13 protein-coding genes and 1 other RNA gene are annotated in these 17131 nt (G+C 53.0%); 3 read left to right on the plus strand and 11 right to left on the minus strand.

The genetic code is table 11. The annotated features are described in order from the left end of the window. Positions 1–6 precede the first annotated feature (6 nt). The 6 genes from tpiA to E0L13_RS07155 form a co-directional block, all read right to left on the minus strand. Positions 7–768, minus strand: a complete 762-nt coding sequence (gene tpiA, locus E0L13_RS07130; protein WP_168061335.1) for a triose-phosphate isomerase — start codon at positions 766–768, stop codon at positions 7–9. A 40-nt stretch (positions 769–808) separates the two neighbouring features. Then, the gene (locus tag E0L13_RS07135) at positions 809–1990 is read right to left on the minus strand and encodes a phosphoglycerate kinase (protein ID WP_168061337.1); all 1182 of its coding nucleotides are present in this window, start codon (positions 1988–1990) and stop codon (positions 809–811) included. A gap of 75 nt (positions 1991–2065) precedes the next feature. Then, positions 2066–3088, minus strand: coding sequence for a sugar-binding domain-containing protein (locus tag E0L13_RS07140; RefSeq protein WP_107196696.1), 1023 nt, complete (start codon positions 3086–3088; stop codon positions 2066–2068). A 63-nt stretch (positions 3089–3151) separates the two neighbouring features. Further along, positions 3152–4675 carry a 2,3-bisphosphoglycerate-independent phosphoglycerate mutase gene (gpmI, locus tag E0L13_RS07145; protein WP_168061339.1) on the minus strand — a complete coding sequence of 508 codons (1524 nt, stop codon included), beginning with the start codon at positions 4673–4675 and terminating at the stop codon, positions 3152–3154. A 157-nt stretch (positions 4676–4832) separates the two neighbouring features. Continuing rightward, positions 4833–5861 (minus strand): type I glyceraldehyde-3-phosphate dehydrogenase, encoded by a 1029-nt coding sequence (gene gap / locus E0L13_RS07150; protein WP_087478325.1) that lies wholly within the window; start codon positions 5859–5861, stop codon positions 4833–4835. A 139-nt stretch (positions 5862–6000) separates the two neighbouring features. Continuing rightward, positions 6001–6756 (minus strand): YdcF family protein, encoded by a 756-nt coding sequence (locus E0L13_RS07155; RefSeq protein ID WP_168061341.1) that lies wholly within the window; start codon positions 6754–6756, stop codon positions 6001–6003. Positions 6757–6999: 243 nt separating this feature from the next. Here E0L13_RS07155 and ssrA point away from each other — a divergent pair. Further along, positions 7000–7352, plus strand: a transfer-messenger RNA (tmRNA) gene (ssrA, locus tag E0L13_RS07160). Positions 7353–7418: 66 nt separating this feature from the next. On the opposite strand, the gene E0L13_RS07165 is transcribed toward ssrA, so the two are convergent. Next, on the minus strand, positions 7419–7832 hold the full coding sequence (locus E0L13_RS07165; protein ID WP_206081570.1) for a rhodanese-like domain-containing protein: 414 nt from the start codon (positions 7830–7832) through the stop codon (positions 7419–7421). A gap of 460 nt (positions 7833–8292) precedes the next feature. Here E0L13_RS07165 and E0L13_RS07170 point away from each other — a divergent pair, with 460 nt between their 5' ends. Together E0L13_RS07170 and E0L13_RS07175 are read left to right on the plus strand one after the other, a co-directional pair. Then, positions 8293–8934: a lactate utilization protein gene (locus E0L13_RS07170; RefSeq protein ID WP_168061343.1), complete on the plus strand. Its 642-nt coding sequence runs from the start codon at positions 8293–8295 to the stop codon at positions 8932–8934. A gap of 311 nt (positions 8935–9245) precedes the next feature. Further along, positions 9246–10766: an L-lactate permease gene (locus tag E0L13_RS07175; RefSeq protein WP_168061345.1), complete on the plus strand. Its 1521-nt coding sequence runs from the start codon at positions 9246–9248 to the stop codon at positions 10764–10766. A gap of 57 nt (positions 10767–10823) precedes the next feature. On the opposite strand, the gene E0L13_RS07180 is transcribed toward E0L13_RS07175, so the two are convergent. The 4 genes from E0L13_RS07180 to E0L13_RS07195 all read right to left on the minus strand — a co-directional run bounded on the left by E0L13_RS07180 (position 10824) and on the right by E0L13_RS07195 (position 17123). Beyond that, complete coding sequence (locus E0L13_RS07180; RefSeq protein WP_168061347.1) at positions 10824–11420, minus strand: nitroreductase family protein; 597 nt, start codon at positions 11418–11420, stop codon at positions 10824–10826. 105 nt (positions 11421–11525) lie between these two features. Next, complete coding sequence (locus E0L13_RS07185; RefSeq protein ID WP_168061349.1) at positions 11526–12101, minus strand: histidine phosphatase family protein; 576 nt, start codon at positions 12099–12101, stop codon at positions 11526–11528. 128 nt (positions 12102–12229) lie between these two features. Beyond that, entirely contained in the window at positions 12230–15763 is a 3534-nt protein-coding gene (gene nifJ / locus E0L13_RS07190) for a pyruvate:ferredoxin (flavodoxin) oxidoreductase (RefSeq protein WP_168061351.1), read from the minus strand. A 193-nt stretch (positions 15764–15956) separates the two neighbouring features. Beyond that, positions 15957–17123 (minus strand): class I SAM-dependent methyltransferase, encoded by a 1167-nt coding sequence (locus E0L13_RS07195; protein WP_168061353.1) that lies wholly within the window; start codon positions 17121–17123, stop codon positions 15957–15959. Positions 17124–17131 lie beyond the last annotated feature (8 nt).

A 17131-nucleotide genomic window follows, 5' to 3' on the forward strand; every position in this document is an offset into this window, starting at 1 on the left:
ATGCGATTATTTTACAACGGCGTTGTCGATAATAGCCATGAAATCGTCGACCTTCAGGCTGGCGCCGCCGACAAGGCCGCCGTCAATATCGGGAGAGCCCGTCAATTCGGCGATGTTGCCGCCTTTTACGCTGCCGCCGTAGAGAACGGACACGCTGTCGGCAACGTCGGCGCTGTAGAGGGCAGCGATTTTCTTGCGGATGATGGAGCAAACTTCCTGAGCCTGAGCGGCCGTAGCCGTCTTGCCCGTACCGATAGCCCAAATCGGTTCGTAGGCGATGACGACCTTCGCCAAGTCATCGGCACCGATGCCTTCGAGAGCCTTTTCAATCTGGCCTTCGATCCAGGACTGCATAATGCCTTCCTCGCGCTGTTCCAGCGTTTCACCGCAGCATACGATAGGCGTGAGGTTATGAGCCAAAGCGGCTTTCGTTTTCTTATTGACCGTTTCATCTGTTTCATTGAAATACGTACGGCGTTCGGAATGGCCGATAATGACGTGGGTTACACCGATATCTACGAGCATAGCCGGAGATACTTCGCCGGTAAAGGCGCCGCTTTCTTCCCAGTGCATATTCTGCGCGGCTACGTGAATCGGCGTACCTTTCGTCAATTCCACAGCCATCGGCAGGTACGGGAATACGGGAGCAATGACGACTTCGGCTTTGACGTCCTGCGATACGCGGCCGACGAGGCCCGTAATCGTTTCCTTGGCGTCCTTGCCCGTATGATTCATTTTCCAGTTGCCGGCAATAATAGTTTTTCTCATGAGAGCATCCTCCTGTCTGAAATGTAATATAAATGGTATGTTATTTATCGCTCAGCGATTCAACGCCGGGCAGTTTCTTGCCTTCGAGATATTCCAGGGACGCGCCGCCGCCGGTGGAAATATGGCTTATCTGATCGGAAAGACCCGTCTTGTTGACAGCCGATACGGAGTCGCCGCCGCCGACGATAGATACGGCATCCGAAGCAGCTACGGCTTTCGCAACGGCTTCCGTACCTTTAGCGTAGTTTTCCATTTCAAATACGCCCATGGGACCGTTCCAGACGATGAGCTTCATAGCCGCCAATTCGGTAGCGAACAGTTCCTGCGTCTTCGTGCCTACGTCGAGGATCATCCAGTCGGCCGGCACGTCGGCAACGTCTACGACCTTGTGGTCGGCGTCGTTGTCAAAGGCGGCCGCTACCATGACGTCGACGGGAAGGAGGAGCTTCGTTCCCTGTTCTTTAGCCTGGGCGATGAGGCTCTTCGCCAGATCGATTTTATCGGCTTCGACGAGGGATTTGCCGATGCCGTAGCCCTGAGCAGCCAGGAAGGTATTAGCCATGCCGCCGCCGATGATCATGAGGTCGACCTTCGGCAGGAGATTGGAAATGACTTCGATTTTATCGGAAACCTTCGCGCCGCCGATAATAGCCGCAAAGGGATGGGCCGGATTGTCTACGGCGCCGCCGATGAAGCGGATTTCCTTTTCCAGCAGGAAGCCTGCAGCCATGGGCAGATACGCCGTAATACCGGCAACGGACGCATGAGCCCGGTGGCAGCAGCCGAAGGCGTCGTTTACGCCGATTTCAGCCAGTTCAGCAAGCTGGCGGGAAAATTCGGGATCGTTCTTTTCTTCTTCCTTATGATAGCGAAGGTTTTCGAGAAGAAGGACTTCGCCGGGCTGGAGCGCTTCGGCCATGGCTTTCGTTTCCGGGCCGACGCAGTCCGGAGCAAATTTTACGGGGATACCCAATAATTCGGAAAGGCGTTCGGCAACGGGTTTCAGAGAATACTTGGGAACGGCTTCTCCCTTCGGACGGCCGAGATGGCTGGCCAGGATGACTGCCGCGTGATGGTCGAGCAGATACTTAATCGTCGGCAGCGTTTTCTGAATGCGCGTGTCGTCCGTAATACGGCAGTCGCCGTCGAGGGGCACGTTGAAGTCCGCTCTGACGAATACCCGTTTGTTGTCCACTGTAATGTCTGTAATTGTCTGTTTCATGGAAAAATCCTCCTCCATATCGTAACGATACATATATACTCGTCAGCGTCTGTTAGACGCTGGAAAAAACTCGTATTAAATCATCTTCATCATTTTTTCCGCCGCGCCCTCGTCCGTCACGAGGATACCCGTCCGGCACGTGCGCATGACGGCTACGATCGCCTCGGCCTTGCTCGCTCCGCCGGCCACGGCGATGACGTGGGGATGATGCTTTATATCTTTCAGAGAAATGCCGATGTTGTTGCTGCCGTACAGGATGCGCCCGTCCAGGCTGCAGTAGCAGCCCAGCGATTCGCCGCGGGCCCCCAGCGTTTCCAATGTCTGCCGCTGATGGTCCGTCATGCCCCGCTGCTTGGCCATCTTATCGGCGCGGCCGATGCCGAAGACGACGACCTGTGCTTGGGAAGTCATGGCAACATTTTCCCTGGCCTGGGCGTCTGACTCGAACATCAGCCGCAGCGCCGATTCGCTTACGCCTTCAGGCAGATGAATCATGCGGTACGAGCTGTGCGTCTTGGCGGCAACAGCAGCCGCAATATAGTTCGCCTGAAACTCCACGTGGTTCCCCATGCTGCCGCGGGCCGGCAATATGGTCGCGCCGGCGTTGCTTTCCGGAAGCATGCGAGCGATTTCCGCCATGGTCGAGCCGCCGCTGATAGCCACGATGCTGACGCTGCCGAGCAAATCGTTGAGCAGCAGCGCACCCTTGCGTCCCAGCTCCTCGCAAGCCGTCTTATCCGTATCGCTGTCTCCGGGAACAATGTACACGTTCTTCAAGCCCAAGGCCTGTCGTATCTGCCGCTGCATATCGTCTAAATTGTTCAAGCGCAGGAAGCACTCCAATAAATCCGGCATGAGCGCCTTTCCTTCCGGCTCCATGGAAATGCCCATCGTCGTAAACCGTACCAGCCCGCTGCGCCGGAGCACGTCTACATGGGATCGCACCACCCGTTCGGACAGCCCCGACAGGCCGGCCAGGGTGCGCCGTCCTACCGGTTCTGCGTCGGAAATATGACGCAGCAGCAAATATCGTTCTTTAATCGTCCCCATAATATCAGGCGCGATTTTTTGAAAGATACTGAGCGTGTCTTGTTCCATCTTTACCTCCATCTAAAGACATTTGCTGCTTCGCCGATACAACAACTGTGTTCATCGGCGGCATCAAAGGTCGATCAAGCATTTTCCCGTCATATCGGCAGGAATGTCCATGCCGGCCATCGTCAGCAGCGTCGGCGCAACGTCGGCTAAAATACCGTCGTGCAGCTTAGCGCGCTTATAGGTTTCGCTGACTAAAATGCACGGCACATGGTTCGTCGTATGAGCCGTATAGGGCGAGCCCGTTTCCGGATCGGCCATCTGTTCCGCATTGCCGTGGTCGGCGATGATCAGCAGCTGGCCGTCGACGGTCTTCAAGGCGTCTATGATGCGGCCGATGCAGGCGTCGACGGTTTCCACGGCCTTGACGGCGGCTTCAAACACGCCCGTATGGCCCACCATGTCAGCGTTGGCGAAGTTGAGCATGATCATGTCGTATTCGCCGCTTTCAATCCGTTCGACGACCTTGTCCGTAACGACGGGCGCGTTCATTTCCGGCTGCAGGTCGTACGTGGCGACCTTAGGCGACGGCACGAGAATCCGGTCTTCGCCTTCGTTAGGCGTTTCTTCGCCGCCGTTGAAGAAATACGTCACATGGGCATATTTTTCCGTTTCGGCAATGCGCAGCTGCTTCTTGCCGGCCTTGGCCAGCACTTCGCCCAGCGTATTGGCTATCGTTTCTTTATCATATACGACGTGGACCGGCAAATCATCTTCATAGCGGGTCATCGTAGCGAAGTACACGTCTAATTTCTTCGGCCGTTCAAAGCCGTCGAAATCATCGCAGACAAAAGCCGTCGTAAGCTGGCGGGCCCGGTCGGGGCGGAAGTTGAAGAATACCATGCTGTCGCCGTCGGCTACGGGATGTTTATGAATAATTGTCGGAACGACGAATTCATCGGATACGTCGGCGGCGTAGGAGTGTTTCAGGCATGTCTGCGCATCCGGCTCTTCATGGCCCTGGCCCAGCGCGACGGCACGGTACGCCTTTTCTACCCGGTCCCAGCGCTTGTCGCGGTCCATGGCGTAATACCGGCCGCTGATTGTCGCGATTTCACCGACGCCCAGCTCGGCACATTTATCTTCTAATTCCTGCAAGTATTCGCCGGCGCTGCGGGGCAGTACGTCGCGGCCGTCAAGAAAGGCATGAACGTATACCTTCCGGAGGCCGTACCGCTTAGCCATTTCCAGCAGGCCGAACAAATGCTGTTCGCTGCTGTGCACGCCGCCCGGGGATACGAGGCCCAGCAGATGCAGGGACGAATCGTGCTTCCTGACGTTTTCCATGGCTTCGACAAGGGCGGGCTTTTCAAAAAACGCGCCTTCGCGGATATCCTTGGTGATCTTTGTCAGGGCCTGATAGACGATGCGGCCGGCGCCGATATTCAGATGTCCGACTTCGGAGTTGCCGATCTGGCCGTCAGGCAGACCTACGTCTTCGCCCGATGCGCCTAAATGCGCGTGGGGATACTCCTTCCAAAGAGCCGGCAGCACCTTTAAATCGGCCTGCGCCACAGCGTTGTCCTTTTGAATATCGCTGCAGCCGAATCCATCCATAATAACCAGCATTACAGGTTTCTTTTTTGTCATATTACTTCTATCTCCTTCTTTACCTTTACAGCCCGGCTGTGAAGAAAAGAAAAAGCAGGGAAATTCGCAATCCCTGCCTTTTCATTGTATTTCTATTTCGGTCTTGAATATTTGTAACGGGAGGCTGTTTACCCGTTGGGAAATGCGTCGCTACAAATTAGTTTTTGCTGTTGTAGTCGTTCATGACGGCGATGAGGTCGAGTACCTTGTTGGAGTAGCCGATTTCGTTGTCGTACCAGGAAACGACTTTTACGAATGTATCTGTCAAAGCGATGCCGGCTTTCGCGTCGAAGATAGACGTGAGCGTGCAGCCGAGGAAATCCGACGATACGACAGCGTCTTCCGTGTAGCCGAGAATGCCTTTCAGTTCGCCTTCGGAAGCTTTCTTCATAGCAGCGCAGATTTCATCGTACGTAGCCGGTTTTGCCAGGTTGACCGTGAGGTCGACAACGGAAACGTCCAGCGTCGGAACGCGCATGGACATGCCTGTCAATTTGCCGTTCAATTCAGGAATAACTTTGCCTACGGCTTTCGCTGCGCCCGTGGAGGACGGAATGATGTTGCCGGCTGCAGCACGGCCGCCGCGCCAGTCTTTCAAGGACGGGCCGTCGACAGTTTTCTGCGTAGCCGTCGTGGAATGTACCGTCGTCATGAGGCCTTCTTTAACGCCGAAAGCGTCGTTGAGGACTTTAGCGATCGGAGCCAGGCAGTTCGTCGTGCAGGAAGCGTTGGAAACGATCGTCTGGCCTTTGTATGTATCGGTGTTTACGCCGCATACGAACATATCAGCCTGACGGCCGTCTTCGCCCTGTTTGGAAGGAGCGGACAGAACGACGTATTTAGCGCCGGCCTGGAGGTGTTTTTCAGCCAAATCCATGGTGAGGAAGCGGCCCGTCGATTCAACGACGTATTCAGCGCCGACTTCGTCCCATTTGAGGTTTGCCGGATCCATTTCAGCCGTTACGCGGATAGCTTTGCCGTTTACGATCAAGCGGCTGTTTTCAACGTCGGCTTCAATCGTGCCGTCGAACTGGCCATGCATCGTGTCGTATTTGAGCATGTATGCCATGTAATCTACGGGGCAGAGGTCGTTGATGCCTACGATTTCGATATCGTCGCGAGTCTGGGCAGCGCGGAAAACAAAGCGTCCAATACGGCCAAAACCATTAATACCAACTTTAATCATTGTCGATACACTCCTTTTTTACAAAACCTATTCAAATTGACTAACTCGTTTAATTCACCTTACACCCATAGTATGCCACACTGGGTACATTTTTGCAATAGCTTGGGCGAAATTTGTCCCAATATTTTTTTCACCGTAATTATTGCAGCCCAGCCCTAGCCGCCGCCAGGCCGACATACTCTTTTATAGCTAGGCAGGAATCAGCCAGCACGCTGGCCTGGGGAACAAAGGAATAGAGAGATATTCCCGTTCCGGCGCGGTAATCGCAAGGATACGGCGTGATGTCCAGGCCTTCTCGGCGGAACAAATAGGCCGCCCGCTCCATATGAAAGGCACTGGTCACGACGATAGGGCGACGCCAGCCGTTGGTCTCGCAGATGGCCTTGGAAAAAGCGGCGTTCTCCACCGTATTGCGGCTCTCTTCATCAGTATAAATCATAGATTCCGCCGCACCCAGGGACAGCAGCATGCGCCTAGCGACGGTGCTCTCGCTGGCGTCGTCGGGCATCACCTTCCCGCCCGACAGCAGCAGCGGAAGGCCGAGGGCTCGATGCAGGCGCAGAACCGTTAGAAACCGGTTGGCAGCCCCACCGCTCAGCTGCCCTTCTCCATCTACATCGGGCACGCCGGCCAGCACGCCGCCTCCCAGCATAATGATGACATCGCCGTCCAGCGCCTGCGCAGCAGGCTGCTCATACTGCTGTTCCAGGGGCCGCAGCAGCCAATTAGACACCGGCGCAATCGACAAAGCGTACAATACGAGAACGACGGCAGCCAGCCATTTGGCGCCTGCCGACCGGCAGCGCCGCTGATACGCAGCAAGAAGGCCCAGGGCCAGAATAATGCCTCCCAGCGGCAGCAGCCACGCATATATCCATTTGATAACATATAACAAAGGGCCGTCCCCTTTCTTTGAAGCCTCTTATTAGAATACTCTTTTTAACACATTTATTATAGCACAAATTACGTATTTTTCCCGTAAAAGCTGCGTAAAAACCAACACATTTTCTGCAACTAGTATATATTTTATTTGCAAATCTTTCAAGACTCTTTGTTGCCTAATCTTTCTGTTCCGCTGCATTATCCAAAATAAAGAATTGTCAGAACCTATCTGGTATGATATACTATATAAATCCATGGGGATGTAAAGGTTTCGACGTGGATGGTTGTATCATGAATAGCGAGCCGGCGTTTCATCAGGCCGCAAAACGGTGAACCTTTAAATTAAACGCAAAAGAACAAAACTTTGCTTTAGCTGCCTAATCGCGGCTAACGTCTCTTGCTGCTAATCCTGCGGGCAGTTTGCAGACGTCACTTAGCGGGATACCCTGCGGCATGGGTCTGGCCGCCGCAGCGGGAAACTCACAGGCTGGAACAGCGTAGTTTGTCCTTGTACGACAGCTGTTTGAGACGATAAAACAAGGTCTGCGCTCGGAGAAGTTCATGGGGCGGCATTTACGGACAGGAGTTCGACTCTCCTCATCTCCACCATATCAAAAAAGCTGATTACGGTTATATCATACACTGTAATCAGCTTTTTTTATTTTCCTAATTTTATTATTTTACGACCTCGTAGGGCCAGTCCATGATACCGCCGATATTCCAGACGTTAGTATAGCCCTGTTCTATCAGCGCCGCTGCAGCCCGGCCGGCGCGCTTGCCGCTGCGGCAATATACGAAGATTTCCGCGTTTTTATCCGGCAGGACCTTAGCGACGGAACCATCCTTTGCTTCAATCTGCTCTACCGGCAGCAGCACGGCAGAGGGAATATGACCTGCCGCGTATTCTTCCTGAGTGCGCACGTCGACGACGACAAGATCTGTCTGCTGATCCATCTGCAGTTTTGCTTCCTGCGGCGTCAATGTCCGATGCAAGTCTGCTGCAGGAGCCTCATTCAGTCTATCGGCGGCAAGGCAAGCCGAGGCCGCAGAAAAAGCCGCGATGGCCATACATACCAATCGTTTCTTCATGTTTATCACTCCTTGTTCATCAATATTACCTATTATTATAAAAAGTATAAAATTGCTATGTCAACGGCAAAGCCTTCCCCTTTCACCAGATAGGCCGATACCACACTGCGCTGTTACGTCTGTTGCTGTCGTGCAGAATATGCATGACAGGGAGCTCGGGACTGCAAACAAGATACCTTTTCCTATGACCTGAGGCTCTCTAGCAGCGTCGTTCTCTTTTCGCCCATTGCCAGCATAGTTTTATCGGGCAATGTTACTAACAACACGACATTTAAAAGATAACGACACGCGGAAATTTGTTTCGCAGCCGTCCCTGAGAACTATCGACGCAATACGCGTATGGCCGTGCAGCATCAAAAAATTTACGAAATATGAGCAAATATCTTCATTGCCAAGAATAAAAAAATAGGCTACTCTTAATATATACAAATAAAGTATGTACTAAGAGGAGGTTTTTACTATGGATCGATCCGATATGATGCATGTAATGTACGATAAGAAAGGCCCGAAGGTAGCGGAAAATTTTGCCAAGCGCGGCTTTGAAGCCTATTACTGTCCCACGAAGGAAGAAGCGCTGCAAAAAGCGCTGGCCCTCATTCCGGCAGACCACGTCGTGTCCTGGGGCGGGTCCGTTTCTATCAATGAAATTGGCCTGCGGCCCTACGTGCTGGAACACTACCAGGTCATCGACCGCGACGCCGCCGCCTCGCCGGAAGAACGAGTCGAGCTGATGCGCAAAGCCCTGCTCTGCGATACCTTCATCATGGGAACGAACGCCGCGACAGAAGATGGCCAGCTCTATAATATCGACGGCAACGGAAACCGCGTCGCCGCTCTGGTATACGGCCCGAAACAAGTCGTCGTCATCGTCGGCATGAACAAGGTCGCTCCGACCCTGGAAGACGCCGTCGTCCGGGCGCGCACAGTAGCCGCTCCCATTAACAAACAGCGCTTCGCCGCTCCGACGCCGTGCATCGTCACGGGTATGTGCGCCGACTGCAACAGCGAAGGCAGCATTTGCAACCAATTCGTCCGCACGCGCCGCTGCAGCCCGGCCGGCCGAATCAAAATACTTCTCGTCGGGGAAAACCTCGGTTTCTAACAAGTTCATGAATATAACGCATGACTGCCATGCCCTCTGCATGGCAGTTTTTTGCGTTTCCGTGCTCATAGTTCCTCATGTATTCTGTTTATCTATCTGGCATCATTCGTTATCAATCATGCTATATATGAATTAATTTTACCATTGATTAATTACTTTTATCTATTATAATATAGTTATAGCTTTCACGAATTGGTTTTGTGTTTTATGATTTCCATTAGGAATATTTCAAAAAATTGCCCTCAACACCTATTCGTCACCTCATATTATTCGGGAATTATTTCACATACTGTTAGAAAGGATGCATGATTATGACGTTTGTATTAGCCCTCTCACCTATTTTATGGCTCGTTGTTTCTCTGGGATTCTTAAAAATGCAGAGTTTCAAAGCCTGTCCACTGGCCCTGCTCATTTCGTTCTTCGTCGCCCTCTTGTATTACCATATGTCAGGCATCGACGCCGTCACGGCGGCATTAGAAGGAATGGCTTTAGCCTGCTGGCCTATTTTGCTGGTCATCATCGCCGCTATTTTTACCTACAATTTGACCTTATACACCAAAGCAATGGATATTATCAAGCACATGCTCATGACAGTCAGCAAGGACCGCCGCGTCCTCGCCTTGCTCATCGGCTGGGGCTTCGGCGCGTTCATGGAAGGTATGGCCGGCTTCGGAACGGCTATCGCTATCCCGGCCAGTATGCTCGCGGCTATGGGCTTTCATCCCGTCAAGGCCATCCTCCTCTGTCTCATCGCCAATTCCGTTCCAACGACGTACGGCTCCATTGGCATTCCGGCCAGTACATTGGCTAACCTGACCGGCTTAGATCCTGTACAGTTATCGACTTACATCAGTTTGCAGCTTTTGCCCCTCAACATACTCTGTCCCTTCCTCATGGTCATCGTCGTCGGCAATTCCGTCAAGGCCCTGCGCGGCGTATTCCTTCTGACCCTATTGTGCGGGCTGGGATTAGCCCTGCCGGAACTGCTGATTTCGGCGATAGCCGGCCCCGAACTAGCCGTCATGATTTCATCTGTCGTCATCATGGGACTGATCGTCCTATATTCGAAATATCGCCCGTCGAACGACCCGACGTATCATATGGAAATCCATCCGACCCACGTGCCGGTTAAAGGCGGTCTGCTGGCCTGCCTCCCCTTTATCCTCATCTTCGTGTTTTTATTAGCCACGTCAAAATTCGTCCCCTTTATCAACGAACCCCTAAGCTCCGTCAAGACATCCGTCCTCATTTACAGCGGGGCCGGCGGCGCGCCGTATACCTTTGTCTGGCTGGCTACGCCCGGCGTGCTCATCTTCTTAGCCGCCTTTATCAGCGGGTATATCCAAAAGGCGTCTTTTTCTGAAATGGGTTTCGTACTGCTTCAAACGATCCGCGGCCTGCGCAATACGATCATCACCATTATCGCCGTCATCGCCACGGCCAAAGTCATGGGCTACAGCGGTATGACCGCCGACATTGCCAGCACAGCCGTCGCCGTCACCGGCGAGCAGTATCCCTTTATCGCTCCGCTCATCGGTTCTATCGGCACCTTCATCACCGGTTCCGGCACGTCGAGCAACGTCCTGTTCGGCAATCTGCAGACCGATGCGGCCGCGGCTATCGGCGCCAACGCGACTTGGCTGGCCGCTTCCAACTCGGCGGGAACCTGCGTGGGCAAGATGATTTCCCCGCAGAGCATCGCCATCGCCGTCGGAGCTATTTCCCTGACGGGAAAAGACAGCGAAATCCTCAAAGCGATTTTAAAAGTATACGTCCCATACATTCTAATATTAGGCGCCATCGTCTATTTCGGCCAGGCTGCGATCAGCTAAGGCCCTGTATGACAAAACGCTCCCGCAAATATGCGAGAGCGTTTTTCATATGCCATCTTAGGGTACAATCTTCACCCGTTCTTCTACAGGTACTTTTTGAATCGGCTTCGGAGCTTCCAGCACTTGCCCGAAAGGCATCTGGGCAATGAGCTTCCACGATTCCGGCGCATGGACGAGCTGTTTTACCTCGTCGTCGATAAGGGGATTATAATGCTGTATATTTACACCCAATCCCAAATCAGCCAGGGCTGTCCAGACGGCAAACTGCATCATGCCGTTAGCCTGCTGGGCCCAAACGGGGAAATTATCGGCATACGCCGGAAATTGCCGGGCCAGGTCATCTACAATAGACGTGTCGTCAAAAAACAAGACCGTTCCGTAGGCCGCGGCGAAGGAATGGATTTTCTGTTCCGTCACGGCAAAATTGGCCGGCGGCACGATAGCCCGCAGCGTATCCATCGTAATATCCCATATCCTGTCGTGCACGGCGCCAAGGGCCACGACGACCTTGCCGGACTGCATGTTGAATGCCGACGGGACTTCCCGTACCATGGTCTGAATCGTCTCTACAATCTGACCTTCTGAAACGGGGATTTCTTTCCCCAGAGCATAATTCGTCCGTCTCTGCTTAACAGCATCTATAAAATTGGCCATGCAGATCATCTCCTATCACGATTTTTAACCAATAGTAATTATTTATTAATATTGATCTTATTATATCATGAGGATCGCCATAAAACAACACCATGATAGTATATTTTACATGGAAATTTCTATGATTTGCCCGTTGCGGACCGGATCGCTCCGACGAAACGAAGCCATGCACTGCTCTGCCGTCCATTGCGGATGCTCGTACGCCAGAAGGAAATTGCGTATAAACTGCCCATGGGTAAACAGGAGAATAAATTGTTCAGGACGCCGCTGCAGGAGGCTTATCGTCGACTGAATCCGTTCCATAAGCTGCCGGTAGCTTTCGGCGCCTTCGCCGTCGATATAATCTGGGTCCAGCTTCCGCCAATAGGCGATGACCCGGGGACGCCGCTGGGCAAAGGTCGTGCCGACGCAGGTCGCCGGCGCCAGATACACAAATTCATGAATGCAGTCCCAAATCCCCGTATGGGCCTGAGGAAACCGCCCGATCGTCGGCATCGCCGTCTGCTGGGCCCGCAAAAAAGGAGACGTGACGATTAAATCGGGAGCCGACGGGATGGCAAGAGCCAGCTCCTGGGCCTGCTGAAGCCCCTTTTCCGACAGCGGGATCGCCGCATGGTCCTGCGTCGGTTCGCCGGCATTGGCAATACTCTCGCCATGCCGGATAAGCCAAATTTTTTTCATACGTATCACCAGCCTTTTCTTGTATGTATTGTACCATGAGAAGCCATAAAATGAAACGAGCTGCCGCGACACCTCGTGCATCGCGGCAGCTCCGTCGTCACAGATAATGTACTCTAAGGATCGTCGAGTTATTTATCTGCTAATTCTTTATAGATTTCATACTTCTTCTTGGCAAATTCTTCGGCCTTGGCGAACAGTTCGTCGGCAATATCCGGGAAGGTCCGGGTCAAGGCAGCGTACCGCGTTTCGCCCATGAGGTATTCGCGGAACGATTCCTTCGGTTCCTTCGAGTCGAGGATGAAGGGGTTCTTGCCTTCTTTTTCCAGCGCAGGGTTGTACCGGTACAGGTGCCAATACCCGCAGTCTACAGCCCGCTTCATTTCTTCCTGGGCGTTGCCCATGCCGCCGCGGATACCGTGATTGATGCACGGCGAGTAGGCGATGATGATGGACGGGCCGTCGTAGGCTTCCGCTTCCTTGATGGCCTTGATAAGCTGGTTCGGATCGGCGCCGAGAGCGACCTGGGCGACATAGATATGGCCGTACGTCATGAGCAGACGCCCCAGATCCTTCTTGTTGAACTTGCGGCCCGACGCGGCGAACTGAGCCACTGCGCCGACAGGCGTAGCCTTGGACGACTGGCCGCCCGTATTGGAATATACTTCCGTATCGACGAGCATGACGTTCAGGTTGGCGTTCATGGCCATGACGTGATCCAAGCCGCCGTAGCCAATGTCGTAGGCCCAGCCGTCGCCGCCGTACATCCAGATCGTCTTTTTGATGATATGTTCTTTATGGGCTAAGATGTATTTCTGCAGTTCGGCAGCTTCGCCGGTCAGTTCAGCTTCACCCAACGCCTTAATATATGCGCGGCTGATGCCTTCCGTGACTTCTCCTTCGTTTTCCACGCCGATGGAGTCAAGCCATGCCTGAATCGCGTCGTGCAGCGCACCGTCCGTCAGCGGCAGGAGTTGTTCCGATTTGAGACGGATATCGTCGCGCTGCTGCGTCATGGACAAGGACATGCCGAGGGCAAATTCAGCGTTGTCTTCAAATACGGAGTTGGACCAAGCCGGACCGAAGCCTTCGCTGTTCGTCGTATAGGGAATGCTCGGCATCGCGGAACCCCAGGCCTGGGTGCATCCCGTCGCGTTGGCTACGAGCATGCGCGGCCCAAACAGCTGGGTCAAGATCTTCATGTACGCCGTTTCCGCGCAGCCTGCGCAGGCGCCGGAGAACTCGAGGAGGGGCTGGTTGAACTGGCTGCCCTTGACGGAAAACTTATCAAGGCCTGTAGCCTTCGGCGCAATCGTCTGGGCGTAATCCCAGTTTGCGCTTTCATGGCGCTGCGTGTCGAGAGGCTTCATGACCAGCGCTTTTTCCTTGGCCGGGCAGACGTTGACGCAGGTGCCGCAGCTGTAGCAGTCAAGAGGCGATACCTGAACGCGGAATTCATATTCTTCCAGGCCCTTGCCGACGGCTTTCTTCGTCGTGAAACCAGCCGGAGCCGCCTTCTTTTCATCAGCCGTTACCAAGTACGGACGGATAGCGGCATGCGGGCAAACGAGGGCGCAGCGGTTGCACTGGACGCAGTTTTCAACGATCCATTCCGGCACAGTCGAAGCAATGCCTCTCTTTTCATATTTCGTCGAGCCCAAGGGATAGGAGCCGTCGGCATACTGTACGAATTCGCTGACGGGAATCGTATCGCCCAGCTGCGCATTAGACGGTTCTACAATTTTCGTAATGAAATCAGGCAGACCACTTTCGGCTTTCGGAGGATCTGCCGGCAGCTGCTTCCAGCTTTCCGGCACGTCGACGGCGACGAGGCCCGTAATGCCCCGGTCCACAGCGGCCTGGTTCATGGAAATGACGGCTTCGCCCTTTGCCAGATACGTCTTGGCGATAGCTTCTTTCATGTAGCGGACGGCGTCTTCGATAGGCAGGATTTCCGTCAGCTTGAAGAAGGAAGCCTGCAGAACCGTATTGGTACGATTGCTGCCGAGGCCGATTTCTTCGGCGATCTTCGTTGCGTCAATCGTGTAGAAGCGCAGCCCCTTTTCGGCAATCTGCCGTTTTACCTTATTGCTCAGATGCTGTTCCAGCTCTTCGGGGCTCCAGCTGCAGTTCAGCAGGAAGATGCCGCCATCCTTTACTTCGCTGACGATGTCGTACGAATCCATGTATGCCTGTTTATGACATGCCAGGAAATCGGCCTGCTTGATGTAATAAGTCGAGCGGATCGGATTCTTGCCAAAGCGGAGATGGGATTTCGTCACGCCGCCCGATTTTTTCGTATCGTATTCAAAATAGGCCTGAACGTACATATCCGTATTGTCGCCGATAATCTTAATGGAGTTTTTGTTCGCGCCAACCGTACCGTCCGAGCCGAAGCCCCAGAACTTGCAGCTTACCGTGCCTTGGTCGTCGATCTGAATGGGTACATCCGGCAAGGACAAGTGCGTTACGTCGTCGATGATGCCCAAGGTGAAGTGCTTCTTCGGCTGCAGCGATTCCATATTGCGGAATACAGCGTGAATCGACGCCGGCGGCACGTCCTTGGACGACAAGCCGTAGCGGCAGGCCATGATAGGAATATAGCGTCCCGTATGTTCTACAGCAGCGCAGACATCTTCAAACAGCGGCTCGCCTAAGGCGCCCGGTTCCTTCGTCCGGTCCATAACGGTAATAGAGCGAACCGTTTCCGGCAAGGCCTGCATGAAGTGCTCCAGCGAGAAAGGCCGGAACAAGTGTACCTGCACGTAGCCGACCTTCTTGCCCTGGGCGTTCAGCGAGTCTACGACTTCCTGAATCGCGCCGGTAACAGAACCCATGGCAACGACGACGTGCTCTGCTTCCGGATCGCCGTAGTAGTTGAATAATTTGTAAGTACGGCCCGTCAGCTCGCTGATCTTGTCCATATAGTCTTCCACGATGTACGGAAGGCGGTCGTACCAGGAGTTATTGGCTTCACGGGACTGGAAGAACATGTCCGGATTGGTAACGGTGCTGCGGATTACCGGATGTTCCGGATTTAAGCCGTGATGCTTAAAGTCATACAAGGCGTCTTTATCGATCAGCTTTTTCAATTCGTCTTCCGGCAGCATGCTGATTTTCTGGATTTCATGAGACGTGCGGAAGCCGTCGAAGAAATGCATGAAAGGAACGTGGCCCTTAATCGTCGATAAATGAGCTACTGCCGCCAAGTCGGCGCATTCCTGTACGCTGGCGCTGCACAGCATGGCCCAGCCCGTATTGCGGCAGCCCATGACGTCGGAATGGTCGCCGAAAATAGACATCGTATGGGTCCCAACCGTACGAGCCGCCACGTGAAGGACGACAGGCTTTAATTCACCCGATAAGCGGTGCATGACGGGAATCATAAGCATGAGGCCCTGAGACGCCGTAAAGGACGAACACAGGCTGCCCGTTTCCGACGCGCCGTGAACGGCGCCGATAGCGCCGGCTTCAGACTGCATTTCTACCAGCTTAACCGGCTGGCCAAACAAATTCTTTCTTCCGTTAGCCGCCCATACGTCGACATGCTCCGCCATAGGAGACGACGGCGTAATAGGATAAATCGTAGCTACTTCCGTAAAAGCATATGCTACATCAGCCGTTGCTTCATTTCCATCTACAGTTTTAATAATCTGCTTAATCATATAGTACACTCCTTTTCTGATAAACAGCCTTACAATAGATTTCACAAAATTCGTATAACGTTTAACTTAATTACAGTATAATCTCATTTATTATAAAAGTCAAGCATACGATATTTGCATTTTACACATACATAACCATAAAAAATGCGCTTTCCTTCACATAGAGAAAAGCGCATTTTTTATGGTTATGAAATTAATACCAGCGAGTCATGGGTAATTCGTTGTTGACGCCTTTGGTCATCAGCACTTGATGCAGGTCGATATTGCCGATGTAAAACGCTGCGGCGCAGCCGCAGAGATATAAATCCCACATGCGGACAAATTCTTCGCCCCGTTCGGCCGCAACCTGGCCGCGGACCTTCTGGAAATTATCGTACCAGCACATGAGCGTCTTGTAATAGTGACGGCGCAGGCTTTCGACATCGATGACCCGGAAATCGCAGTTGTAGGCGATGCTGATAATTTCACGCAGAGACGGCAAGGTACCGCCTGGGAAGATATATTTGCGCATCCAGGGATTGCCGACGCTTTCATCGAGGCCGCTGATGTAATGGAGAAGGAACAAGCCGCCGTCCTTCAGCAGGTGGTCCGCCGTTTCCATGTATATGGAATAATTGGAACGGCCTACGTGTTCCAGCATGCCGACGCTGACGATGCGGTCATAGGTCCGTCCTTCTTTAACCAGATCACGGTAGTCGATCAGATCGATTTGTACCTGTCCCTGCAGCCCCAGGGCTTCGATGCGTTCCTGCCCCTTTTTCCACTGTTCGTGGCTCAGCGTGCAGCCATAGCCTTTTACGCCGTATTTCTGCGCCGCTTCGATGAGCAGGTAGCCCCAGCCGCAGCCGATATCGAGGAGGCTCATGCCCGGCTGCAGGTGCAGCTTTTCCAAAATATAGTGGACCTTGTTGTGCTGGGCCTGTTCAAGCGTATCGTCTTCCTGCTTGAAATAAGCGCAGGAATAACTCATTGACGGGTCAAGCCATAATTGATAAAAATCGTTACCCAAATCGTAATGAGACGAAACCTGCTGCTTCTGATAGGATTTGGATTCCGGCGTGTATAAAATCCGCTTCAGAGAGCTCTTGTCCAAAGAAAACTGGCTGGTCTGGCTTAAAATGCACTGCAGGGCCGTGAACAAATCGCCTTCGATTTCCAAATCCTTGCGCATATACGCTTCGCCCAAGGCCAGGGATGTCGAGGACAGCAGCTCGCGCTTGGGAATATCCTTATGAATGACGACGTTAAATAAGGGCTGACCGCTGCCAATGGTATACTTTTTATCATGCAGTTCTACTGTAAAGCAGTACTTGTCAAACCGATGTAAATAATGAATTAAAAACGTATCCAAAATATGCATTTCTTCCA

The sequence above is a fragment of the Megasphaera sp. SW808 genome (assembly GCF_012027795.1).
GTDB lineage: Bacteria > Bacillota > Negativicutes > Veillonellales > Megasphaeraceae > Megasphaera > Megasphaera stantonii.

Excerpts from the sequence above, each read along its gene's own strand:
- gpmI (WP_168061339.1), bottom strand. The coding sequence starts at position 4,675 with ATGACAAAAAAGAAACCTGTAATGCTGGTTATTATGGATGGATTCGGC.
- E0L13_RS07195 (WP_168061353.1), bottom strand. The coding sequence starts at position 17,123 with ATGCATATTTTGGATACGTTTTTAATTCATTATTTACATCGGTTTGAC.
- E0L13_RS07135 (WP_168061337.1), bottom strand. The coding sequence starts at position 1,990 with ATGAAACAGACAATTACAGACATTACAGTGGACAACAAACGGGTATTC.
- E0L13_RS07180 (WP_168061347.1), bottom strand. The coding sequence starts at position 11,420 with ATGGCCAATTTTATAGATGCTGTTAAGCAGAGACGGACGAATTATGCT.
- E0L13_RS07175 (WP_168061345.1), top strand. The coding sequence starts at position 9,246 with ATGACGTTTGTATTAGCCCTCTCACCTATTTTATGGCTCGTTGTTTCT.
- E0L13_RS07165 (WP_206081570.1), bottom strand. The coding sequence starts at position 7,832 with ATGAAGAAACGATTGGTATGTATGGCCATCGCGGCTTTTTCTGCGGCC.
- gap (WP_087478325.1), bottom strand. The coding sequence starts at position 5,861 with ATGATTAAAGTTGGTATTAATGGTTTTGGCCGTATTGGACGCTTTGTT.
- tpiA (WP_168061335.1), bottom strand. The coding sequence starts at position 768 with ATGAGAAAAACTATTATTGCCGGCAACTGGAAAATGAATCATACGGGC.
- E0L13_RS07185 (WP_168061349.1), bottom strand. The coding sequence starts at position 12,101 with ATGAAAAAAATTTGGCTTATCCGGCATGGCGAGAGTATTGCCAATGCC.
- E0L13_RS07170 (WP_168061343.1), top strand. The coding sequence starts at position 8,293 with ATGGATCGATCCGATATGATGCATGTAATGTACGATAAGAAAGGCCCG.
- E0L13_RS07140 (WP_107196696.1), bottom strand. The coding sequence starts at position 3,088 with ATGGAACAAGACACGCTCAGTATCTTTCAAAAAATCGCGCCTGATATT.
- nifJ (WP_168061351.1), bottom strand. The coding sequence starts at position 15,763 with ATGATTAAGCAGATTATTAAAACTGTAGATGGAAATGAAGCAACGGCT.